At 59.7% G+C, this 22,870-nt stretch carries 26 protein-coding genes; 20 read left to right on the top strand and 6 right to left on the bottom strand.

The features are described from left to right. Positions 1-354: 354 nt before the first annotated feature. The 13 genes from H6M51_RS02540 to visR all read left to right on the top strand — a co-directional run bounded on the left by H6M51_RS02540 (position 355) and on the right by visR (position 12,471). Complete coding sequence (locus tag H6M51_RS02540; RefSeq protein WP_185808295.1) at positions 355-1,992, top strand: globin-coupled sensor protein; 1,638 nt, start codon at positions 355-357, stop codon at positions 1,990-1,992. Between the two features lie 136 nt (positions 1,993-2,128). Then, positions 2,129-2,428 (top strand): STAS domain-containing protein, encoded by a 300-nt coding sequence (locus H6M51_RS02545; RefSeq protein ID WP_185808296.1) that lies wholly within the window; start codon positions 2,129-2,131, stop codon positions 2,426-2,428. Beyond that, positions 2,425-2,790, top strand: a complete 366-nt coding sequence (cheY1, locus tag H6M51_RS02550) for a chemotaxis response regulator CheY1 (RefSeq protein WP_006726298.1) — start codon at positions 2,425-2,427, stop codon at positions 2,788-2,790. The genes H6M51_RS02545 and cheY1 overlap by 4 nt, the downstream gene beginning before the upstream one ends. Before the next feature lie 16 nt (positions 2,791-2,806). Further along, entirely contained in the window at positions 2,807-5,074 is a 2,268-nt protein-coding gene (locus tag H6M51_RS02555; protein WP_185808297.1) for a chemotaxis protein CheA, read from the top strand. 4 nt (positions 5,075-5,078) lie between these two features. Continuing rightward, complete coding sequence (locus tag H6M51_RS02560) at positions 5,079-5,549, top strand: chemotaxis protein CheW (protein WP_185808298.1); 471 nt, start codon at positions 5,079-5,081, stop codon at positions 5,547-5,549. Continuing rightward, the gene (cheR, locus tag H6M51_RS02565; RefSeq protein ID WP_185808299.1) at positions 5,546-6,448 is read left to right on the top strand and encodes a protein-glutamate O-methyltransferase CheR; all 903 of its coding nucleotides are present in this window, start codon (positions 5,546-5,548) and stop codon (positions 6,446-6,448) included. The genes H6M51_RS02560 and cheR overlap by 4 nt, the downstream gene beginning before the upstream one ends. Beyond that, positions 6,448-7,494 carry a protein-glutamate O-methylesterase CheB gene (gene cheB, locus H6M51_RS02570; RefSeq protein ID WP_185808300.1) on the top strand — a complete coding sequence of 349 codons (1,047 nt, stop codon included), beginning with the start codon at positions 6,448-6,450 and terminating at the stop codon, positions 7,492-7,494. The genes cheR and cheB overlap by 1 nt, the downstream gene beginning before the upstream one ends. After that, complete coding sequence (locus tag H6M51_RS02575) at positions 7,494-7,883, top strand: response regulator (protein WP_006726293.1); 390 nt, start codon at positions 7,494-7,496, stop codon at positions 7,881-7,883. Before cheB ends, H6M51_RS02575 begins: the two co-directional genes overlap by 1 nt. Beyond that, a complete protein-coding gene (cheD, locus tag H6M51_RS02580; RefSeq protein ID WP_185808301.1) occupies positions 7,880-8,434 on the top strand; it encodes a chemoreceptor glutamine deamidase CheD in 555 nt (184 codons plus the stop codon). The genes H6M51_RS02575 and cheD overlap by 4 nt, the downstream gene beginning before the upstream one ends. Before the next feature lie 13 nt (positions 8,435-8,447). Further along, entirely contained in the window at positions 8,448-8,837 is a 390-nt protein-coding gene (locus tag H6M51_RS02585) for a hypothetical protein (RefSeq protein ID WP_185808302.1), read from the top strand. Positions 8,838-8,996: 159 nt separating this feature from the next. Continuing rightward, positions 8,997-10,691 carry a flagellar basal-body MS-ring/collar protein FliF gene (fliF, locus tag H6M51_RS02590; RefSeq protein ID WP_185808303.1) on the top strand — a complete coding sequence of 565 codons (1,695 nt, stop codon included), beginning with the start codon at positions 8,997-8,999 and terminating at the stop codon, positions 10,689-10,691. 270 nt (positions 10,692-10,961) lie between these two features. Further along, positions 10,962-11,711, top strand: coding sequence for a transcriptional regulator VisN (visN, locus tag H6M51_RS02595; RefSeq protein ID WP_185808304.1), 750 nt, complete (start codon positions 10,962-10,964; stop codon positions 11,709-11,711). Positions 11,712-11,721: 10 nt separating this feature from the next. Next, positions 11,722-12,471, top strand: a complete 750-nt coding sequence (gene visR / locus H6M51_RS02600) for a transcriptional regulator VisR (RefSeq protein WP_185808305.1) — start codon at positions 11,722-11,724, stop codon at positions 12,469-12,471. A 116-nt stretch (positions 12,472-12,587) separates the two neighbouring features. Here visR and H6M51_RS02605 read toward each other — a convergent pair whose 3' ends face one another. From H6M51_RS02605 to motA, 6 genes are all read right to left on the bottom strand, one after another. Then, positions 12,588-13,028 (bottom strand): hypothetical protein, encoded by a 441-nt coding sequence (locus H6M51_RS02605; RefSeq protein ID WP_185808306.1) that lies wholly within the window; start codon positions 13,026-13,028, stop codon positions 12,588-12,590. A 5-nt stretch (positions 13,029-13,033) separates the two neighbouring features. Continuing rightward, positions 13,034-14,116, bottom strand: a complete 1,083-nt coding sequence (gene flhB / locus H6M51_RS02610) for a flagellar biosynthesis protein FlhB (protein WP_185808307.1) — start codon at positions 14,114-14,116, stop codon at positions 13,034-13,036. Between the two features lie 181 nt (positions 14,117-14,297). Then, positions 14,298-15,338: a flagellar motor switch protein FliG gene (fliG, locus tag H6M51_RS02615; protein ID WP_185808308.1), complete on the bottom strand. Its 1,041-nt coding sequence runs from the start codon at positions 15,336-15,338 to the stop codon at positions 14,298-14,300. Between the two features lie 28 nt (positions 15,339-15,366). Then, complete coding sequence (fliN, locus tag H6M51_RS02620; protein ID WP_185808309.1) at positions 15,367-16,011, bottom strand: flagellar motor switch protein FliN; 645 nt, start codon at positions 16,009-16,011, stop codon at positions 15,367-15,369. Positions 16,012-16,071: 60 nt separating this feature from the next. Then, positions 16,072-17,025 carry a FliM/FliN family flagellar motor switch protein gene (locus tag H6M51_RS02625; protein WP_185808310.1) on the bottom strand — a complete coding sequence of 318 codons (954 nt, stop codon included), beginning with the start codon at positions 17,023-17,025 and terminating at the stop codon, positions 16,072-16,074. Further along, complete coding sequence (gene motA, locus H6M51_RS02630) at positions 17,022-17,900, bottom strand: flagellar motor stator protein MotA (RefSeq protein WP_185808311.1); 879 nt, start codon at positions 17,898-17,900, stop codon at positions 17,022-17,024. The genes H6M51_RS02625 and motA overlap by 4 nt, the downstream gene beginning before the upstream one ends. Positions 17,901-18,123: 223 nt before the next feature. On the opposite strand from motA, the gene flgF reads away from it, so the two are divergent. The 7 genes from flgF (at position 18,124) to flgG (ending at position 22,863) form a co-directional block, all read left to right on the top strand. Continuing rightward, positions 18,124-18,858, top strand: a complete 735-nt coding sequence (gene flgF, locus H6M51_RS02635) for a flagellar basal-body rod protein FlgF (protein ID WP_185808312.1) — start codon at positions 18,124-18,126, stop codon at positions 18,856-18,858. An 18-nt stretch (positions 18,859-18,876) separates the two neighbouring features. After that, positions 18,877-20,265, top strand: a complete 1,389-nt coding sequence (gene fliI / locus H6M51_RS02640; RefSeq protein ID WP_185808313.1) for a flagellar protein export ATPase FliI — start codon at positions 18,877-18,879, stop codon at positions 20,263-20,265. A 2-nt stretch (positions 20,266-20,267) separates the two neighbouring features. Continuing rightward, entirely contained in the window at positions 20,268-20,831 is a 564-nt protein-coding gene (locus H6M51_RS02645) for a flagellar protein (protein ID WP_185808314.1), read from the top strand. Between the two features lie 75 nt (positions 20,832-20,906). After that, positions 20,907-21,302: a flagellar basal body rod protein FlgB gene (flgB, locus tag H6M51_RS02650; protein ID WP_185808315.1), complete on the top strand. Its 396-nt coding sequence runs from the start codon at positions 20,907-20,909 to the stop codon at positions 21,300-21,302. Further along, a complete protein-coding gene (gene flgC, locus H6M51_RS02655) occupies positions 21,302-21,724 on the top strand; it encodes a flagellar basal body rod protein FlgC (protein ID WP_185808316.1) in 423 nt (140 codons plus the stop codon). The genes flgB and flgC overlap by 1 nt, the downstream gene beginning before the upstream one ends. Next, on the top strand, positions 21,721-22,059 hold the full coding sequence (locus tag H6M51_RS02660) for a flagellar hook-basal body complex protein FliE (RefSeq protein WP_185808317.1): 339 nt from the start codon (positions 21,721-21,723) through the stop codon (positions 22,057-22,059). The genes flgC and H6M51_RS02660 overlap by 4 nt, the downstream gene beginning before the upstream one ends. Before the next feature lie 15 nt (positions 22,060-22,074). Continuing rightward, entirely contained in the window at positions 22,075-22,863 is a 789-nt protein-coding gene (gene flgG / locus H6M51_RS02665) for a flagellar basal-body rod protein FlgG (RefSeq protein WP_185808318.1), read from the top strand. Positions 22,864-22,870: the final 7 nt, after the last annotated feature.

Genomic DNA, 22,870 nt, shown 5'->3' on the forward strand with positions numbered 1-22,870 from the left:
GAGACGACAGGCAGATTCAATTATAACGATATTTTCTCATATTATTGATTGCGGCTTCAAGTATGGAGTTCATTAACCTTCAAGCAAGGAATTAACCATAAAGATTGGCGGACACGTCGGAGTGGGACTCGATTGAGAGTTTCCTTCGGGCATGACGCCATCCCGTCGTACCGGTTCTGGTCCGGTCTGTAGTTCACATGGAGCAGTTCGACGAACTGGCAGTCCATGATGCGGACGGCAGGGTGATCGGGATCCCGCTACATCCAGTTTCGCATCTTTGACTGCGCGCACGTCGAGCGACGGAAGGTCCGCCGCAACAGCGGACATAGTGCGGGGCGAATGACGGGTCAGGGGATGTCCACGGAGCGGGCGATGGGATCACAGGCTGGCAGCCTGCGCGACCGGCTGCGCTTTGCCGGTCTCGACGAGGCCCAGTGCGAGCTTCTACGCCAGAACCGCCATGTCCTTTCGCAACCCATGAAGACGGCCCTGCGAGATCTTTTCCAACGCCTCCAGTCCTCTCCTGATGCGGCGCGCGTCTTCACGAGCGAGCGGCAGTATGACCGGTTGCATGATCTTCTGTCATCGCATTGGGATGTTCTGACCGACGCCCGTTTCGATGCGCTTTATGCCGAGCGGGTGAAGGTCCTCTCGGACAGTGAAAGCCGCATGGGTCTTGATCCTAGGTGGCACGTTGCTGGCCACGCTGTGGTTCTCGAGCACCTCGTAACCAACGTCATCGGAGAGGCGGCCGGCACCAGCCTTCTCCCATCAAGCCGCCGCCGCCAGCGTGAAATCGCCGATCTGGTTGCAGCTCTTATCCGACTGGTGATGGTCGACGTCGAGATTTCCGTATCACTGCGCTTCAATGAGTTGCGGCTCAAGCATCATCGTGATCTCGCCGCCCAGCGCGAGCAGGATCGTGCCGAATTCGAAAGCGTTTTCCGCCCCGTCGTCGATGCACTTGCCTCAGGCGATCTGACGGCCAGGACTGCAGAGGACGTGCCTGAGGCCTATGCCGATCTTGCAGGACGGATGAACGAGGCCATCGAGCAGCTCCAGAGGGCTTTCATCTCATCCGAGGACAGGCTCGCCTTTGCCGGCAAAGCCACGGCTCGCATGGCCGAAGCCTCCCGTGATTATGCGGGGCGCGCCGAAACCCAGTCGGGAATGCTTGACGAGACCAGCCGCGCACTCCAGGACCTCACCACCAGCGTGCGTGAGAGCGCGGGCGAAACGAAGCGTGCGGAAGCCACCGTTGCGGCGACCCGCTCGTCAGTCGAATCAAGCGGCGAGGTTGTGGGACAGGCCATCTCTGCCATGGCCGACATTGAAGCTTCCGCCGAGCAGATCGGCCACATCATCGGGGCGATCGATGAAATTGCCTTCCAGACAAATCTTCTGGCCCTCAACGCAGGGATCGAGGCTGCGCGCGCGGGCGACAGCGGGCGGGGTTTTGCCGTTGTAGCCCAGGAAGTCCGGGCCCTTGCCCAACGGTCGGCGGATGCGGCCCGGGAGATCAAGACGCTGGTTGCCACGACCAAAAACCAGGTTGAAGCCGGCGTAGAGATGGTCGCAAAGACGCAGGGCGCCATTGCAGACATTGTGTTCCAGGTGGGCGACATCAGCGGCACTGTGTCCGACATCGCCGCCCGGACGGATCGGCAGGCCAGTGAGCTCGCCGGTATCGCCGGAACGGTCGCGGCCCTGGGTGCCGACATCGGAAACACGGCTGCAGTCGCTCGGCAGTCCAGCGAAGGGACCGACGACCTGCACAAGGTCATCCTCGAACTGGGGGCGACGATCCGCGAGTTTCACATCGAGCGCCAGACGCGCGCGCCAAAGACGGCGTCGAGCCTCGTCCAACCGGCTCGCCAGCGCGAACCGGCAGCTTTCGCACCGCTCGCAGTGGCTCCGAATTTGAATGAGGATCTGGATGACGAATCCACCGATTTCGGCTTCCCGGTGCACATCGCCGGGCTCGGAAGATGAGGGGATTGTTTACCACCATGCGCTACACAAGAAGGCTAAGGGCGGGAATTTCGGCGATCAATTCGGGAGAATGGTTCTCCCGGGATCCAGCGATGGATCAGGACGCTGCAGCCTCGGGACACAAGGATAGAAAGTAATGGCAAGTAAGAAAGGCGAACAGAAGAGTCTGAAGCTGGCCGCAGTGTTGGACCTGAACGAGGCATCCAATCTCAAGGCCAATATTCTCTCGATGCGTGGTGCCCCTCTGACGATCGACGCGTCCGCCGTCGAGCGTGTTGGCGCGCAGTGCGTTCAGGTCCTGGTAGCTGCTGCCAAGGCCTGGGAAGCCGACAAGCACCCCTTCTCATACGGGAAGGCCTCCGAGGCTTTCCTCAAAACCCTTCAACTGATTGGCGTGAACATCGATCATCTGCTCGCTAAGGAGATCCGGCAATGAAGAAAAAAGTGCTCACCGTGGATGACTCCAGAACCATTCGAAACATGCTTCTGGTGACCCTCAACAACGCAGGCTTCGAGACCATTCAGGCCGAAGACGGCGTCGAGGGCCTTGAAGTTCTCGAAGAATGCAATCCCGACGTGATCGTGACCGACATCAACATGCCGCGTCTCGACGGGTTCGGCTTTATCGAAGGTGTCCGCAGGAACGAAAAGTATCGTGCGGTTCCGATCCTGGTTCTGACCACGGAAAGCGATGCTGAGAAGAAGAACCGCGCTCGCCAGGCCGGCGCGACGGGCTGGATCGTCAAGCCCTTTGATCCGACCAAGCTGATCGATGCCATTGAGCGTGTAACCGCCTAAGCCGGGAATTTCTCCTATGGATATGAACGAAATCAAAGAGATCTTCTTCCAGGAGTGCGAGGAGCAGCTCGCAGAACTGGAATCCGGTCTTCTGAAAATGAATGATGGGGATCGTGATCCGGAGACGGTCAACGCCGTGTTCCGCGCGGTTCACTCCATCAAGGGCGGTGCAGGCGCCTTCGGTCTCGATGACCTTGTTGCCTTTGCACACGTCTTCGAGACGACTCTTGATTGCGTTCGTTCCAACAAGCTGGAGCCCGGCCCGGAAGTCATGAAAGTGATGCTGAAGTCGGCCGACGTTCTGGCCGACCTGGTCAGTGCATCACGTGACGGTGGCAGTGTCGACGAAAGCCGCTCGAGCGGTCTGGTCAAGGAACTGGAAGCGCTGGCAAATGGTGAGGTGCCCGCGCCCTCCGCCGCGCCCGTGGCCGCTGCCAAACCCGCTCCCAAGGCTGCAGCACCGGCACCCGCGCCCGCAGCCGCTCCGACCGATGACAGCGGTTTCCAGCCGATCCCCTTCACCTTTGACGGCTTCGGCGGCGAAGACGAGGAAACCATTGTACCCTCGACCTTCGAGGTGACCTTCAAGCCGCGCCGCGAGCTTTATTCCAAGGGCAACGAAGCAGCCCTTCTTCTGCGTGATCTCTCCCGCCTCGGCGAAATGAGCATCAACTGCAACACTGACGACCTTCCGTCTCTCGAAGATCTCGATCCGGAGGCCGCCTACTTCCACTGGACGATCCAGATCAAGGCCGAGAAGGGCGAGGAAGGCATCCGTCAGGTCTTCGAATTCGCCGAGTGGGACTGCGATCTTGAGGTCAAGGTCCAGGAACAGGAAGCTGCCGCAACAAGCGAAGAGCTACCGATGATCCCGGTCCCATTCGACCTGTCGGCGCTTGACGAAGGTCCCGAACAAGCCGACGAAGCCTCGGACGAAACAGTTGCCGCCGCCGTCGAGGCCGCAGGCACTGCATCAAACGTTATGAAGATGGCCGCCAGTGCAGCAAAGCCGGAGAAGAAGGAATCTCCAGCCGCCGCCGCAGCAGCAGCCGCTGCTGCGCAGGCCAATGCTGCCGCCGGTCAGACCATCCGCGTCGACCTCGACCGCGTCGACCGTCTGATCAACCTCGTCGGCGAGCTTGTTATCAACCAGGCGATGCTCTCGCAGAGCGTCATCGAAAACGACAACAACGGTACGTCATCGATCAACATGGGCCTCGAGGAGCTGCAGCAGCTGACCCGCGAGATCCAGGACTCGGTCATGGCGATCCGCGCGCAGCCGGTAAAGCCCGTCTTCCAGCGCATGTCGCGTATCGTTCGCGAAGTGGCCGACATGGTCGGCAAGTCGATCCGCCTTGTTACCGAAGGTGAAAACACCGAAGTCGACAAGACGGTCATCGACAAGCTGGCGGAGCCGCTGACGCATATGATCCGCAACGCGGTCGACCACGGCATCGAAAGCCCTGAAAAGCGTGCCGCTGCCGGCAAGAATCCGGAAGGCACGGTCAAGCTGACCGCGAAGCACCGCTCGGGTCGCATCGTCATCGAACTGGTCGACGACGGTGCCGGCATCAACCGCGAACGCGTCCGCCAGAAGGCGATCGACAATGATCTGATCGCAGCCGATGCCAACCTGACGGATGAGGAAATCGACAACCTGATCTTCATGCCGGGCTTCTCGACGGCCGACAAGATCTCGGACATTTCCGGTCGCGGCGTCGGCATGGACGTTGTCAAGCGTTCGATTCAGGCCCTGGGAGGTCGTATCTCGATCACCTCGCGCCCCGGCCACGGCTCGACCTTCACCATGAGCCTCCCTCTGACGCTCGCCGTTCTCGATGGCATGGTGGTAACTGTCGCCGGTCAGACCCTCGTCGTGCCGCTCACCGCGATCGTCGAGACGCTGCAGCCCGAGGCCCAGCACATTCATTCGTTTGGCGCCAATCAGCGGCTCATCTCGATCCGCAACTCCTTCTGCCCGCTGGTCGATGTGGGCCGGATCCTCAACTTCCGTGCGTCTCAGGCCAACCCGATGGACGGCGTTGCCCTCCTCGTGGAGTCGGAAGGCGGCGGCCAGCGTGCACTGATGGTCGATGCCATCCAGGGCCAGCGCCAGGTCGTCATCAAGTCGCTCGAAGCCAACTACACCCATGTTCCGGGTATCGCGGCTGCGACCATCCTCGGAGATGGCCGTGTCGCTCTCATCCTTGACGTGGATGCCGTCGTCGCCGCCTCGCGCGGTCAGTCCCTCAAACAGGAAATGTCGTTAGCCGTCGCAGGGTAATAGTATGTCGTATGCGGTCAAAAACTTGGTCCAGGGAAGCCGGGAGCTCATCGCCTTCCGAATCGGCGATCAGGAATTCTGCGTAAACATCATGTCGGTACGTGAGATCCGGGGATGGACCCGGGCGACACCGCTGCCGCATTCCCCGCACTATGTCATGGGCGTCATCAATCTGCGTGGTGCCGTCCTGCCGATCATAGACCTGTCCCTGCGCCTGGGCATGAAGCCCGCCGAGCCGACTGCCCGCCACGTGATCATCGTGGCCCAGGTCAAGTCTCGGATCGTCGGTCTGCTTGTGGATGCCGTATCCGACATCCTCACGGTGACCGACGCGGATATCCAACCGACACCGGAGGTCTCGTCCGACCTCGAAAAACAATATGCCCGTGGCATTCTCGCCATCGACAAGCGGATGATCTGTCTTGTTGAGCTAGGTGCACTTTTCAACGAAGCCGCCGAAAGCGAGGCTGCATGACCTTTGCAATGAGTACATCCCGTCAATCGGACGATGAAGTCCTGGCCAGCGGCGAATACCCGCTGACCCGACGGGATCTGAACGAGATTGCTGCCATGATCTATTCGGATGCGGGCATCGCGCTGAACGACAGCAAGGCTTCGCTCGTCTACTCGCGGCTGTCGAAGCACATCCGCAATCTCGGTCTTTCGGGTTTTCGCGCCTATTGCCAGCTCGTCGCATCGCCGGAAGGCGCGGCCGAGCGTCGCGAGATGCTGTCTCACCTGACGACCAATTTCACGCGCTTCTTCCGCGAGAACCATCATTTTGAACATCTGCGTGACGAGGTCCTCCCGGAGCTTGTCCAGCGGGCGAAATCCGGTGGTCGGGTCCGGATCTGGTCTGCCGCCAGTTCCGACGGCCAGGAGCCGTATTCGATCGCACTGACGGTGTTCCAGGCATTCCCGAACGTCCTCGACTACGACTTCAAGATCCTCGCGACCGACATTGATCCGAAGATCCTCGCTATCGCCCGCCAGGGTGCCTATGACGAGCAGGCGCTGGAAACCGTATCGCCTGCCATTCGCAAGCAATGGTTCAAGGAAGTCGAGATCAACGGCCGCCGCAAGTTCCAGGTTGATGATCGACTGAAGCGCCTGATCACATACAACGAGCTGAACCTGATGGCCCAATGGCCGTTCAAGGGCAAGTTCGACGTAATCTTCTGCCGCAACGTCGTCATCTACTTTGATGAGCCGACCCAGATGCGCATCTGGACCCGGTTTGCAGATCTTCTGCCCGTCGGTGGACACCTCTACATCGGTCATTCCGAGCGTGTCTCAGGCGACTCCAAGAACGATTTCGACAATATCGGCATCACGACCTATCGCTATCTCGGCAAGAACGGAGGGCGCAAATAATGGCGGCTCCTGCACGCGTTCTCGTCGTTGATGACAGCCCGACCATGCGCGGGCTGATCACGGCTGTCCTGAATCAGGACCCGGATGTAAGTGTCATTGGCCAGGCCGGCGACGCCATGGAAGCCCGCGCGGCGATCAAGCAACTCAATCCCGATGTCGTCACCCTCGACATCGAGATGCCGAACATGAACGGCTTGGAATTCCTGGAAAAGATCATGAAGCTTCGGCCAATGCCGGTGATCATGGTGTCCACGATGACCCACCGCGGTGCCGAAGCAACACTCGCTGCGCTCGAAATCGGCGCCTTCGACTGCGTCGCCAAGCCTCAGCCAGGGGACGCCCGTCCCTTTGGCGAACTGGCCGAGAAGGTAAAGGCGGCCGCACGCTCGCAGCATCGCCATAGCCCTGTCGCACCGATGCCGGCCGCCCCGGTCGCCCCTGCCGCCGACTTCAGGGTAGGCCGCAAGATCGTGGCGATCGGATCATCCACAGGTGGCGTCGAGGCCTTGATCGCGGTCCTGCAGAAGTTCCCGCGCAATTGCCCGCCGACGGTGATTACGCAGCATATGCCGCCGACCTTCACGAAGAGCTTCGCCGAGCGGCTCAACCGCCTCTGCGCCCCCGTGGTGGAGGAGGCCACGGATGGTGCACGGCTCGAGATCGGCAAGATATATCTGGCGCCAGGTGGCGAACGTCACCTTCAGGTGTCGAACGCGTCCGCGCCTTGCTGCCGCCTGGTCGAGCGTCCCCCGGTCAACGGGCATCGCCCTTCCGTCGATGTCCTGTTCGATTCTGTTGCCGAACTCGCGGGCCGCAATGCAGTCGGTGTCATTCTGACCGGCATGGGACGCGACGGTGCCTCTGGCCTGTTGAAGATGCGTCATGCCGGTGCTCGCACCATCGGCCAGAACGAAAAGACCTGTGTGGTCTACGGGATGCCACGAGTCGCCTATGAGCTGGGCGCTGTCGAGCATCAACTGCCTCTCACCTCCATTGGCGAGGAAATCCTGAAACTCACTGCTGCCCGAAAAGAAGGTATCGAATAATGTCCCTAGCTGAAAAAATCAAAGTTCTGATCGTCGATGATCAGGTCACAAGTCGCCTGCTGCTCAGCGACGCGCTGACCCAGCTCGGCTTCAAGCAGATCACTGCCGCCGGTGACGGCGAGCAGGGCATGAAGATCATGGAGCAGCAGCCCCATCACCTGGTCATCTCGGACTTCAACATGCCGAAGATGGACGGGCTGGGCCTTCTGCAGGCCGTGCGCACCAACCCGAACACCAAGAAGGCGGCGTTCATCATCCTCACTGCCCAGGGTGACCGAGCTCTGGTGCAGAAGGCCGCACAGCTTGGCGCCAACAACGTTCTGGCAAAGCCGTTCACGATCGAGAAGATGAAGGCGGCCATCGAGGCTGTATTCGGAGCACTGAAATGATCGACGACAGTGCAGCAAAGCGCGTCCATATCATTCAAGGGGAGTGGAAAGTCAGCAAGGACCCGAATGTGGTTCTGTCGACCATCCTCGGTTCGTGTGTTGCTGCCTGTATTCGGGATCCGATTGCAGGAGTAGGTGGCATGAACCACTTCCTGCTGCCGGGGTCGGCGGTGCCGGGCGCAGGGGGCGGCGACGCCACCCGCTACGGCGTTCACCTCATGGAATTGCTGATCAACGGTCTGTTGAAGTCGGGCGCCCGCAGGGATCGCCTGGAAGCGAAGATCTTTGGTGGCGCCAAGACGATCGCCACATTCTCAAATGTCGGCGAGCAGAACGCAGCCTTCGCCCAGCAGTTCCTGCGGGACGAAGGCATCAAGGTGGTCGGGGCCTCTACGGGCGGAGAACACGGCCGCAAACTGGAATTCTGGCCGGTCAGCGGCCGGGCGAGACAGTATCCGCTCACGGGTGCAGAAACACAGAAGACGGTGGCGCTGGAGCAGCGTCCGGTTCCTGTTTCGAAGCCGGTGGAAACATCAATCGAGTTCTTCTAGTACTGGACAACGGATGCAAAACGAAAATTTGGCGGGTAATCAGGGGACACTGGAAGAGCTTCCGGAGATCCTCATGCGCATTGTCAGTGAGCTGCACGACGTGGCTTATCTGATCGAGCGCGTTGAGCCGCATCTTCTTGAGCTTGGTGGACCCAAGGTCCTCGAGCATCCGGACAGTCTGAAAGTGTTGCAGGGGATCGACCTTGCGGTACAGAAGGCTCGTGGCCTCGCGGAGTTCGTGGATACCATTACCGGCACGATCCCGTCTGACTGGATGATCGACATGACGACGGCGCTCAGTCTCGTCAAGCTTGCCGACATGCAGAAGGCTTTGGGCGCCGGCCTTCGGCACGGGCACTCCCAGCCGCTGGTCAAGGCGGCCGGCGACTTCGACTTTTTCTAACGCTCCGACGGAGCAAGCTCCGCAGCTTCGCCGGCTTTGCTATTTGCCGAAATGAATTCGGCTTTCCGGCCCCGCGAAACGTTCGCACAAGTTTCGATTTCTATTGTCGCGCCAAGGGCAAAAGCGCCCAGACCCTCCGTGTAGATGGTGCGAGACAGAATGAATCTGTTAAATCAATTAGTTCAGATACCAAAAAATTTCGCGGCCATGGGTCAGGCGAAGATTCTCGCCATGGCAGGCGTTGCGGTCATCTCCTTCGCAATCATCATCGCCGGCGCTCTTTTCGTCAACAAACCCTCCTATGAGACGCTCTATGTTGGCCTCGAACCGGTCGACCTCAACCAGATCAGCATTGCGCTCGCCGAATCCGGTATCGATTTCGAGACAGGTGCCGATGGCCAGAGCATCAGCGTTCGTGCAGGCCTGACCGGCAAGGCCCGCTTGCTGCTTGCAGAGCGTGGCCTCCCCAACAGTGCCAATGCTGGCTATGAACTGTTCGACAATGTTGGCTCGCTGGGCCTGACCTCGTTCATGCAGGAAGTCACGCGTGTCCGCGCGCTGGAAGGTGAAGTCGCACGCACCATCCAGCAGATCGCAGGTATCGCTGCCGCCCGCGTCCACATCGTCATGCCTGATATCGGCAACTTCCGCCGGGGTGAGCAGAAGCCGACCGCTTCCGTCATGATCCGCGCTTCGACGGATGCCGGTCGCAAGGCTGCTGCTTCGATCCGCCAGCTCGTTGCTTCCTCCGTCCCGGGTCTGGATGTTGAGGACGTGACCATTCTGGATTCAACCGGTCAGCTGCTCGCTGCGGGCGACGAAACGGGCGGCGAAGCAACGCGCTCGCTCGGCGTCGTACAGTCTGTCCAGCGCGAAATTGAAACCAACATCGACAAAGCACTCGCGCCTTTCCTCGGCATGGACAATTTCCGTTCCAGCGTGACGGCCCAGATCAACACCGACAGTCAACAGATCCAGGAGACGATTTACGATCCGGAATCGCGTGTCGAGCGGTCGGTCCGCGTAACCAAGGAGCAGCAGAAGTCCCTGCAGCGTCAGTCCGACACCGCTGCGACCGTTGAGCAGAACATTCCCCAGGCTGCACCCGACGCAGGCGGCGGTGGTCCTGAATCGTCCGACGAACAGGACAAGAAGGAAGAGCAGACCAACTACGAAATCAACAGCAAGACGGTCGCAACCGTGAAGAACAGCTTCACGGTCGAGAAGCTCTCCGTTGCCGTTGTCGTGAACCGCGGCCGCGTCGCGCAGATGGTCGGAGAGCCTGTCGATCAAGCCAAGATCGACGCCTATCTGGCCGAAATGCAGAAGATCGTGACCTCGGCAGCCGGTCTGGATGTGGAACGCGGTGATGTGGTCACGCTGACTGCCATGGACTTCCTGGAAAACCAGCTTCTGGAAGAAGCTTCGACCGGCCCGGGTTTCATGGAGATCCTGAGCCGCAACATCGGTGGAATCATCAACTCGCTGGCCTTCGTCGCCGTCGCCTTCCTGATCATCTGGATGGGCATCCGTCCGATGATCCGCACCGCAGGTGGCGGTGGTGCGGACACGGCGCTGGCCGGTGGGATCGGCGAGCAGGCGGCGGGTCTCGAGCTCCCCGACTTCTCGCCCGCCATCGGCGGTGGGGCAGGGGGTGGTCTCATGGAAGGCTTCGGCTCCGACTTCGGCTTCGATTCAACTGACGATCTGCTCACCATGGATGACGACCCCAACGGCGGCTTCAACCGCCGGGTCAAGGAAGGACCGGAACGGCGCCTCTCGCGCATGGTGGAAATCTCCGAAGAGCGTGCCGCCAAGATCCTCCGCAAATGGGCTGTGGACAACGCCGCCTGATTGCAAAGAAGAAGACAGTACCGACCGCGCCCTTTGGGCGCGGTTTTGCATTGTACTGTCATTACGATAGCGCTTTGCACCATAAGCCCGGCGCAGCCATGCTTGTGCCTCGCACGCAATACCGCAAATGCTTGTGACCTTTGCCACTTTATATTTTACAGTGAACATGATTCGTTAGGATGAAATCGCGGGCGTGTATGAGTCGGTCGCGGTTTGATCGCGGGGGAATCTGCGAGAATGCTAGGCTGTCACTTCAAAGGGGCACATTGAATGGATGCCGAGCTGACAACAGAGGGGCACAAGGGGCGTACCCGTGCTGCTCCTGCGACAGAGCCTCTGCAGACAGGCTCTTCGTCGAAGGATGTTCTCATCCGAAAGCTTGCCACGCCGGCGCTTTCGGGAGACATGGGCCACTGCCTCCGTGTGCTGTGTGAATATGTCGGCGCGTCTCATCACCTGCTCGCCCGCTACGATCTCGTGCAGGAAGAGGGGCTGGACTTCGTGGTGGCTGCCGATTGGCCGTTCGATCTGGTCCGCCGCCTCGAAAGCGAACTGGCCACGAGCTACTCCCAGTCGACCGAACTGGAAAAGTGCCTGTCGGTCCTGCAGCCCAAATATGCCATTCTCCCAGATGACGCGCATGTGCCGGTGGGCACCAGCCGCCAGTATTGCACCGTGACGTTGAACGTCGGGCGCACCCGTCTGGCCCTGCTCCTGCTGTTTCCACAGGACTATGTGCTGTCTCCCGAGCGCCTCAGGGAGGTGGGTCTCCTGGCGGCCTATGCGCTGAGCCTCTCGACCAACAAGGGGCAGAAGAACGACAGAGATTTCGATCTGACCGACCGCGAACTGGAATGCTTGTTCTGGATCGCGGAGGGCAAGACCAGCGACGAGATAGCGACGATCCTCGGCATCTCGCGCAACACGATCAACAACTACATCACGAGCGTGATGCGCAAGACCGCGACGAAGACACGCTCCGAAGCCATCGCCTATGCGGTGCGTAACAATCTCGTTTGAGGGAGCAGGAATGGCCACCAATACCAGACCGGGCGGATCCATCCTCGAAGATGCAACTTGGTCAGGCCAGCGTCCTGTCACATCCCGATCGGACATTTTTCCGAAGCTCGTTTCGCTGCAGAGATCGCTCAACGCGCGTGGCTTTGCGGCCTTTCGCGTGACAGGCGCCAGCCTTCCGCACAAGCGTCGCCTGGATCCGGAATTCGAGAACTGGAGCAGTGGCTTGAGCGGCAGCCGCGAGGCCTTTGTCGCGGCCTATGGGGATATCCTTCTGGCTCACATCGAAACATCGACGCTGCCGATCCTCTGGAGCGCAGAGGAGAAGACGAGCTTCCTGGACGCCTCCGACTTCACGCCCTTCGGGATTCAATTGCAGGAGCGACTGCTACCCTATTCCGGCATCGCTTTTCCCGTTCGCCTCGGCGCGGTCGGCAATGGCTACGTGGTTTTTCCCACGATCGGCGGAGCCGATCTGCCAGGCGAGCTGATTCTGGCAGTCCACAGCCGGTGCTACAAGGTGATGACGGACATCCTGTCGCTGGACGAGCGGCGCGCAGCTCCCTCCGAGACCCTGAGCGAGCGTGAAATTGCCTGCCTGCAGCTAGCAGGTGACGGGCGGATCAGCGAAGAAATCGCCGAGCGACTGGGTCTGTCGGTACACACCGTCAACGCCTATCTCGGTTCGGCCACCATCAAGCTCGATTCGGTCAACCGCATCCAGGCGATCGCCAAGGCGATCCGCCTTGGCTACATCACCTGAGGCCTCTGGCGTAGTTGTGCCGCTTGGCCGATGCGACAGCATCGTACGGCGCGTCGCGGCCAGCCGGCGACCCGCCTTGAGCCATGCTGCGGGATCCTATTACCGGGATTTGGAAATCATCCGTAAAGCGGGGACGCCTGTCCCTTGATGAAGCGCGCTTCCTGGAGGCGGTCTTCCAGCATGCGTGTATTGCCATCCGGATCGCCGGACGTCTCGTGAAATGCGATATGCTTGATGTCGAGACCAGCGTGATCGTTGGTCAGCGTGAGTTGTGAATAGATGGTGATGCCGCGAGGCTTGATTTCGAGATCAAGCACCACTTCCGGAGGGCCTCCCCAGTCCAACCGAAAATCTCCGCCGGCGCCGAAGACGACCGTGCCCGGATGGAAATAGAGTTCGGCGGCGGAGGAAACGAGGTCAGAGAGATTTCCGTAAAGTTCAAATCGTAGCAGTGAAATGAGGTCGGCAGCGTCGAGAAGGCGCAATTCGCTCGCAACCGGGCTGAGTGCCTCGGCCACGATGCGTTCACGCTGATTCGTATAGGAGCACTTCTTCATCGGGCCTAGCGTATCCGTCTCTTGGGGGCCTTGGACGCATAGACTCGGTGAACGAGCTCTGCGACTGCCTTGTAAAATATTGACGGAATGACGCTATCCACCGAGACTTGCGCAAACATGGAGCGGGCGAGCGGCGGATCCTCAAAAATGGGGATATTGTTTTCCCGAGCGATCTCGCGAATTTTGAGTGCGACAAGGTCTTGCCCCTTGGCAACGACGACAGGCGCCTCGTTCTCCTCGCGCACATAACGCAAAGCCACAGCGTAGTGGGTTGGATTCGTGATGACCAGAGTTGCCCGAGGCACGCTGGCGATCATGCGTTTGCGGGCACGGTCACGGGCAATCGAACGCTGACGTGCCTTGACGATCGGGTCACCCTGGGCCTGCTTGTATTCCTCCTTGACCTCCTGCTTCGTCATGCGCAGCTGTTCGTACCAATGGTACCGCGTCCAGAACACGTCGACGATCGCCAAAAGGGCCGTTGCCAGCACGACGATGATCATCATCTTGTTCAGGATCCCCGCCATCTTGACGAAGATGACCTGCGGATCGGAGAACATCGCGTCGATGACGGCGAAGTAATCGCTGCGCAGCGCAAACACCATGATGACCGAGAGAACGACGATCTTGAAGATTGACTTGGCGAACTCGACCATGCCATGGGCGCTGAAGATGCGGTTCCAGCCTTTGACGATCGATATCCGGTTCGCCTGTGGCCTGATGCGTTCCAGGACGAAATAGGGCATGTGCTGGGCCGCAGTGGCGCTGACACCGAGCAGGATCAGCATGATCAGCATGGGTGCAAGAAAGACTCCGATCTCCCAAGCGAGATGGGTAAACAGCGAGACCACATCGACGGCGGTCCCGAGATACCACTGATCGGGTCGCTCGAAGATATCCTTCAATGATTGGCCGAGCCGCGTCACCGCTCCGGGAAGAAAGAAGACGGCATAGAGGTAGAAGCCGAGCGCAGTCGCGAACAGCGGCGCCTCCCGCGATGTGGGCACATTGCCCTTTTCTATGGCGTCTCGAAGCTTTTTCTCGGTTGGGTCTTCGGTCTTGCTGTCTTTGTCGTCATCTTCGGCCATGGCCGCTGACATCCTCGCAGGCTGAACCGGGTTGTTTCAGTCTGGTCCCGGTCAATAGAGCCGCGCGCAATACTTCTGGACGGCCGCCGGGATGCACCCGGTACCAGGAACGTAGAGGCCCGCCGATCAGGGTTCAATCGGCGGGCGCACAATGGTCTGGGTTTTCAACAGGGGCGGCCGGTCAGGCGGCCTGCGTTTCGCCGCTTTCGGTGTCCTTGAGCTGGATTTGTCCTGCATTGGCCAGTCGGATGGCTTCCTGGGCGACGGCACGACGGGCAATGGCGATTTCCCGGGGATTGATGCCTGCGGTCCCCGCCTGCAGATCGGATTCGATCATGCGGCGTGAACGTGGGCTGATGGAGGCCAGAACGCATTCCTTGATCTCGGCACTGGCACCACGCAGCGCCATGGTGAGGATTTCGCCGGAAATGTCGTTGAGCAGCATGACGCGACTGCGTTGCGGCATTGCAAGCAGGTCCTCGAACAGGAAGATTTTCGGACGGACCTTGTTGACCGATTCCTTGCTGATCGATTCGAGCGACTGCAGAAGCGTATCGACTTCGGGCTTCTCTAGTTCGTTCATCAGTTCCGCCACCTTGGCCGAGCCGGTCGAGTTCTTCTCGGCGTCGATTTCGGCGATCAGGTCGTGAACACGATTCTCGATGATCTGGGCAGCCTTGGGGCTGACATTCTTCAGATTGACCGTGCGGTTCATGATATCGGCACGTCGGCTTTCCGGCAGCTTCAGGAGGACCTTGGCGCCGAAGGAGGAGGGCAGCATTGAGAGGATGTAAGCAACCGTCTGGGGATGCTCTCGCATCAGGAACCTGGCGATGAAATCGGGATCGGCATCCTGCAGACGGTCCCATATGGAAGCTTCGTAGGCCTGGAACGCCGTACGACGCCCGAGAAGTCCATCGACCTCCTCGGGTGTCAGGCCCTCCTCGAGAATGCTCTCGATGGCCTTGGCATTGTCCATGAGGCCCGCACCCTCGGTGAACAGGTCTTCGAACTCGTTAACGAGCTCTGTCAGTTCATCCGGCGGGATCGTCCGCAGGGTCTGTGCCGATGCGATGATCGTCTGCAGTTCCGCCTGCGTGAAGTATTTCAGCAGTTTGCCGGCAACGCCCTTTCCCATGGCCAGCAGCACGGCGGCTGCCTTATCGGCCTGGGAAAGCGGTTTTCCGGTTAAGGGTCCGCCAAAATCGTCAAAGTCCATCATGGTCTTTTCCTCTCTGGCCCGTCATGGGTCAGGATGTCTTGGTCGCCATCACTTCAATCAGTTTGACACCAAATCTCGTATCGTCGTTTTCGAGGACCGTGATTTCGCCGCGTGCAATGCGCCGGCCATTCACCATGATCTCGACGGGCTCGCCGATCTTCTTGTCGAGCGCGATAATGGCGCCTTCCTCGAGACTCATCAGCCCTGAAACTTGCATCTTGCTGGAACCCAGCACGATCTGGACCTCGATCGGAATGTCCATGATCAGGTCGAGATTGGCGCTCAGGCCGCTACCCGGCTCCTGCTGCGTACCGGCCGAGCCTCCGAAATCGGCACCACCGCCGAAATCGCTCGAGCCTCCGAAATCGCTCGACCCACCGAAGTCGCCCGATCCGCCGAAATCGCCACCACCCAGATCGCTGGATCCACCAAAATCGCCAAGACCGAAATCACCGCTTGGTGATGCTGCTGCGCCGCCGCCGAAATCCGATTCGAAGGCTGCCAGCGGGTCGTCCTTGATGCCGAGATCGGAGCCAAAATCGCCGAGCCCGCCTTCAGCGTCCGCCTTCAGAACGCCACGCAGGTCATCGACGGCCTGGTCGAAGTCCATGTCGCTCGCGCCCGGCATCGCCAGCGCGTCGTCATCCTTCGGTGGTGTCTTCTTCGTTGCCATGGGGTGATTATTCCTCTTGAAACTTGCCTCAAGCTGCCGTGGGCCGGGCCCGGTAAACTGCTAGCTCATCAAATGCTTTAAAATTTCGTCTTCACTGCTCACATTATCCTTCACCCGAACCGTGTATCGGTCTCCGGCGCGGCCGAACTCGCACCGGTAGAGATTTTTCCCGTTGGCGCTGACATCGACCATCACATCACCCTTGTCCCGAAACGGAATGACATCGCCGGCGATCAGGCGTGAAACAGTTGCAAGGGTAAGTGTTTCAAGCCGAATGCGAGCTTCGAGCGTCACCTGCGAGCGGCGAACCTGCTCGGCAATCTGCTCCTGCCATTCCTTCTTCGCCTTGCCGGACTGGCTCTTAGACTTCGGCATTGTGACCACAGTCTTGAGCAGCGCCTTCTGCGGAATGACGAGGTAGAATTCTGAGGTCACCGGACCGAGGGTAATGCCAAGCTTCACGGTCACCGCGTATTCATCGACATGGTCCTCGTCCGGCTTCGGACGATCCTCGGCATTGTGCGCCTTTTCCAGCAAAGGCTCGAACCCTCCGGGAGCATTGACGCCGGACCGCAATACGTTCGCGATCTTGTCAAAGATCATCACCGCGAGATCGAGCTCGATCTGCGACAGGGGACGTTCGATGGGCTCCTGGATGGTCTCGGGCAAAGCACCGAGAAGGTTCTCCATCAGCGTGATCACGAAGCTATTGCCGCAGGCCAGAACGAAGTTCGGCGACCAATTGCGCAACTGTCCATCGGTGAGCGAGACATTATCGCCGAGATCGGCGATCAGGTCGGTCATCAACCCGCTTTCGTGGCCGTTGTAGTGGACCTGCATGGTAAGGCCCGTTTCGCTGTGAAACACGTCGGGCAGAAACTCGACATAGAGCTGGCCGAAGTCGGCGCAGAGACGCTGCAGCGTCTTGGAATCACCCAGCCCGCCGGTCAGCTTGGCGAGGAGTGCACGGTCCATACCGGGAGCTTTTTCGATTATCGTTTCCGTCATGGTCAAGCTGCCTTGCTTTCACCGCCGCCGCCCGGGTTCATCATTTCCTGCTCGACGGCGTCGATGGACGGACGCTCGTGCGAGGAGATGGTCTTGCGGCCATATTCGAGGGCTACCTGCGGGACCGAGCCGTTCATGTAGGCAAGCAGTGTCTGCTTCACGATGATGTAGAGGCGATGCTGCTTGGTGCGGACCGCCTTGATCTGCGCAATGATCGGGTTGCACAAGCAGTAGGAAAGGAAGATGCCGAGCATGGTCCCGACGAGAGCGGCACCAATCAGGCCGCCAAGAACCTCTGGCGACTCGTTGATCTTGCTCATCGCCTTGATAACCCCGAGAACCGCCGCGACGATACCGATCGCCGGGAAGCTGTCACCCATGGCTGTCATGGCGTGGTAGGGCTTCATCTTGTCATAGTGGATGGTCTCGATTTCCTCGTCCATAAGCGCTTCGATTTCATGGCTGCGGGCATTGCCGATGATGATCAGACGCACATAGTCGCAGATGAAGGCGGTCAGCTCCTTGTTCTTCAAAAGGTTGGGAGCAGCCGTGAAGATCGAGGATTCTTCCGGGTTGTCGATATGCGCTTCGATCTCGTTGCGCGACTTGGTGCGAAGGTCGCGCATCAGAGAGTAGAGGACGCCGAGAACGTCGAGATAGTCGCGTTCTTTCGGAACCGTCTGCTTGAAGGCCTCACCCATGGCCTTGCCGGTATCTTTGATAACCTTCATCGGGTTGGCCATAATGAAGCCGCCGACGCCGGCACCGCCGATGATCACCAGCTCGAACGGCTGAAACAGCACGTCCAGGTGGCCACCCATGGCCATGAAGCCGCCAAGCACGCAGCCCAATGTGATGATGAAACCGACAACTAAGTTCATTTTGCCCGCACCCGAACGTTACTATTCACTGTAAGCGATAGAGCTCCTGCCTTGCGTGAGGCTGAATCACGGTGCCAATTTTGGGCTGCGCCCTGGCCCTCAATCACGCTGTCTTTCCGACAGTTTCGCGCAAGCCTTTTGCCGCAAGAAGAGCGGGTCAAGCGTAGGCTATCCTGCGTTAATTTATGATTTACTGATCTTCTTCACCTGCGGAGGCAAAGCGATGCAATCCGGTATCTATGTGTCCCTGTCGTCGCAGATGGCCCTTGAGCGCCGTCTCACCACGATTGCCGACAACATGGCCAATGTGAACACCGTCGGTTTCCGGTCGACGGAGGTGAAGTTCGACGAGGTGCTGAGCAAGACGAATAACGACCTCAACGCAAAGATTGCATTCGTCAGTCAGGGCAACGACTATCTCTCCACCAAGAGTGGCGAACTCATCGAGACGGGCAATGTGCTGGACTTCGCGATCAAGGGTGAGGCCTGGTTTGCAATAGACACCCCCGTTGGTCAGGTTCTCACACGCGATGGCCGTTTCACCATGACGGACACGGGCGCGCTGGTCTCGACCCGTGGTTATCCCGTTCTCGATGCTGGTGGCGCTCCGATTCAGCTGAACCGCGAAGGCGGACCGCCGGAAGTCGGCGCAAGCGGTCAGATCATCCAGGACGGTCGCTTGGTCGCAACGCTCGGCATCTTCACGGCAGACGTGCGCAATGGCTTCCTTCGCTATGAAAACAGCGGCGTGACCACCGTCGACAACCCGCAAGCCGTCGTCGACAACCCTGAGATCTCCGTGCTTCAGGGCTATGTCGAAAACTCCAACGTCAATGGCATTGGCGAGATGACCCAGCTTATTCAGGTCAACCGCGCCTTCGAAGCAATCAGCTCCCTGATCAGTTCGAGCGAAAGCACGATGAGCGAAGCGATCAAGGTTCTTGGCGGCGGCAACTGACCCTGAGATCGGATCATCATGAGCACGCCGGGACCTGACGAATTTCCGCTTTCACCGAAGCTCGGACAGTTGGCTGCATTGGCGCAGCGGTATTCGAAATCCAGCAATTCAGTGACGCAGGGTGGCCACGTCCGGACCATTGCCGCCGGGCACTATACGGTGACGGGACTGTCCCGCCACGTCCGCCTCGGCGAATTTGTCGCTCATCGCTCGGCCACGGGCATCCATCTCGGTGAAGTCGTGCGTGTCGAGCCTGATGTTTGTTACGTCTGCCCGATCGAGCCCGGCGAACCCATCGGAATCCATGATGTCGTGATCCGCAAGGGCGCTTTCCGTGTCGCGCCCGACGACAGCTGGTGCGGTCGAACGATCAACGCACTGGGCGATCCGATCGACAATGGTCCGGCACTCGCGCCGGGACCGGAACGACGCCCCATCTCGACCACGGCGCCGCCATCGATGACCAGGCGACGCGTCGAGAGCGGTTTCAAAACCGGGGTCCGCGCCATCGACATCTTCTCGCCGCTCTGCCTTGGCCAGCGTCTCGGCATCTTCGCCGGCTCTGGTGTTGGTAAATCGACGCTGCTGTCCATGCTCGCAAGAGCCGACGCCTTCGACAAGGTTGTGATTGCGTTGGTGGGCGAACGTGGTCGCGAAGTCAGGGAATTCATCGAGGATACGCTTGGTGATAACATGGCAAAGTCGATCGCGGTCGTGGCCACGAGCGACGAGAGCCCCATGCTGCGCAAGATGGCGCCCCTGACGGCGATCACCATTGCCGAGCACTTCCGCGACAAGGGCCAGAACGTGCTCTTCATCGTCGACAGCGTGACGCGTTTTGCCCATGCGATCCGAGAGGTGGCGACAGCTGCGGGAGAGCCGCCGATCGCCCGCGGTTATCCCGCCTCGGCCTTCACCGAATTGCCACGTCTGCTGGAGCGCGCGGGTCCAGGCGCGGAAGGGGCGGGCACCATTACCGCGATCATCTCGATCCTGGTCGATGGCGACAATCACAACGACCCGATCGCCGACTCCACGCGTGGTATTCTTGACGGCCATATTGTTCTTGATCGTGCGCTGGCCGACGAAGGGCGTTACCCGCCCATCAATCCGCTGACCTCCATTTCCCGTCTCGCGCGCAAGGCCTGGACGTCGGAACAGGAGAAGCTGGTGTCGCGCCTGAAGGCGCTGATCCACCGTTTCGAGGAAACGCGCGACCTGCGCCTGATCGGCGGCTACCGCAACGGCTCCGACCCCGATCTCGATATGGCGATCAAGCAGGTACCCGTCATCTACGACATTCTGAAGCAGACGCCCGGTGAAAAGCCGGCGCTCGATGCCTATGCGGATCTGGCCAACGCCTTGAAGGCGGCTGCGGGTGGGCAAGGCATGAGACAAAGGGGCTGACCATGACCGATTTCGATGCTGACGAGCCTGTTGCTCCGCTGCGGCCGGTCCTCAAGAGACGCAAGGTCCCGACCATTGACCGGATTTTGGCCGTAACCGGGATCGCGCTCGCCTGCGGTGCAGCCTTCTTTCCCTGGTATGTCTTCTTCAACGAAGAGAAATTCGGCATTCGGGTGGCCGATTGGGAGCGGACGCGTGACCTGCCGGAAGGACCTGGCAAGAATGTATTCAGCGTGTCGCCTCTCGCCCTCGTCGACCGGGATGATGATGGTGGCGACGGAGAGCCGGCGAGCGTCGATCAGATCGTGACCGCCACTGTTCCGACCCTGGGAATCGAGCCACCCGAGCCGCCGGACGTGGCCGGTTCCCAGCCGTTCCCTGGCAAGACGGGCTTTCGCCTGCTGCATGTCGCAAATGGTCGTGCCCTGATCGAAGACAAGGCCGGCATGTATCTCGTGCGCGTCGGATCGATTCTGCCTGACAACAGCCGCGTTGCAACGCTTGAGCAGCGCGATGGCAAATGGGTCATCGTGACCTCCGCCGGGGACATAGTCCAAAACAATTGAGGCCGCGAGGGGCGGGCAAGTCCCACGCAAGATTACTGGCCTAGGCTCCGATCAGTTATAGACGGAGTGATGTGAATGAATCCCATCCAGTTGTTCGAGCTGGCATCTCGACAGGCCGAATGGCTTTCGGTCCGCCAGCAGGTCGTCGCGACCAACATCGCCAACGCCAATACGCCGAAATACCTGGCCAAGGATATCACGCCCTTCAGCGCAGTGCTGGAAAAGACGGGCACCGTGCAGGGCATGGCCGTGACCCAGCCTGGCCACATGGCGTCTGCCGACTTCAGTGATCAAAACATCGCCGTGGAAGACGAGGATCTCAACAACGAGATCGGCATCCAGGAGTCGGGCAATACCGTGGCCCTGGCCCAGGAACTCAGAAAGACCGGCGAAAACAAGCGGAACCACGAGCTGAATACCTCGCTCGTGTCCTCCTTCCATCGCATGATGCTAATGACGGTGAAACGCTGATGACTGATCCATTGCTGGCAACGTTACGGGTTGCAGGAAGCGGGCTTGAAGCCCAATCGACCCGCATGCGCATCGTATCGGAAAACATCGCCAACGCCCGCACCACGGGCGACACGCCGGGCGCCGACCCCTATCGCCGCAAGACGATCACCTTCGGCGCGGAACTGGACCGGGCAACCGGTGCCCAGACCGTCGAGGTGAAGAAGCTCGGCGTCGACAAGGGTGATTTCATTGAAGAGTTTGATCCGGGCAACCCCGCCGCCGACGAACGCGGCATCGTCAAGATGCCGAATGTCAACATTCTGATCGAGATGGCCGACATGCGCGAGTCCAATCGGACTTACGAAGCCAATCTTCAGACCATCAAGCAGACCCGAGACATGATTTCCCAGACAATCGCGCTGCTGAGGGCCTCGCAATGATCGAATCCGTCACCAAGACCAGTGCGCTCTCGAGCGTGAACGGACTGGATTCGCTATCCAGTTCCATGTCGACGCGTGGCCTCGCCAACGAAGTTACTTCACCCGGCGCCATGACGGGCGAGACTTTCCTGTCGGCGCTGAGCAACATCGCCACCGATGCGGCCAACAACCTCAAGCAGGCCGAGCAAACCTCCTTCGACGGGCTGATGGGCAAGGCGAATACCCGTGAGGTGGTCGATGCCGTCATGCAGGCCGAGCAATCGCTCCAGACGGCGATCGCGTTCCGCGACAAGATCGTCAACGCCTATCTCGAAATCACCAAGATGCAGATCTGACAGGGGTACCGAACTATGAGAGCGCTCGCCATCGCAGCCACGGGTATGGACGCCCAGCAGACCAATCTCGAGGTCATCGCCAACAACATCGCGAACATCAACACGACAGGCTTCAAGCGTGCCCGTGCTGAGTTCTCCGACCTGCTTTACCAGACCGAGCGTGCCCAGGGTGTGCCGAACCGTGCGAACCAGGCCATCGTGCCGGAGGGTGCCAATATCGGTCTCGGCGTGCAGACGGCGGCCGTCCGCAACATTCACACACAGGGTCAGCTCACCCAGACGGGCAACGAACTCGATCTTGCACTGATCGGCCGCGGTTGGTTCCAGATCCAAAGCCCTGATGGCGCGACGTTGTATAGCCGCTCCGGAGCATTCAACGTGAATGCCCAGGGCCAGTTGGTGACGATCGACGGCTATCTCGTCACGCCACAGATCACGATTCCTCAGGACGCCAGCGAAGTCATCGTAAGCCGCACGGGTCAGGTACAGGCGCGCATCGGCAATGAGGCCAACTATACGGATCTTGGTCAGCTGACGATCGCCAATTTCGTCAACGAAGCCGGTCTCAAGCCATTGGGCGACAACCTCTTTGCCGAGACAACGGCTTCAGGTGCCGCCATTGTCGCAGCCCCCGAGGATCCTGGCTTCGGTTATATCAAGCAGTCCTACCTGGAAGCCTCCAACGTCGATTCGGTGAAGGAAATCACGGACATGATTTCCGCACAGCGCGCCTACGAGATGAATTCCAAGGTTATCACCACCGCCGACGAGATGGCTCAGATCGTCAGCAAGAACCTCAAGTAAGGCAACT

Source organism: Rhizobium sp. AQ_MP (assembly GCF_014237835.1).
Lineage (GTDB): Bacteria > Pseudomonadota > Alphaproteobacteria > Rhizobiales > Rhizobiaceae > Allorhizobium.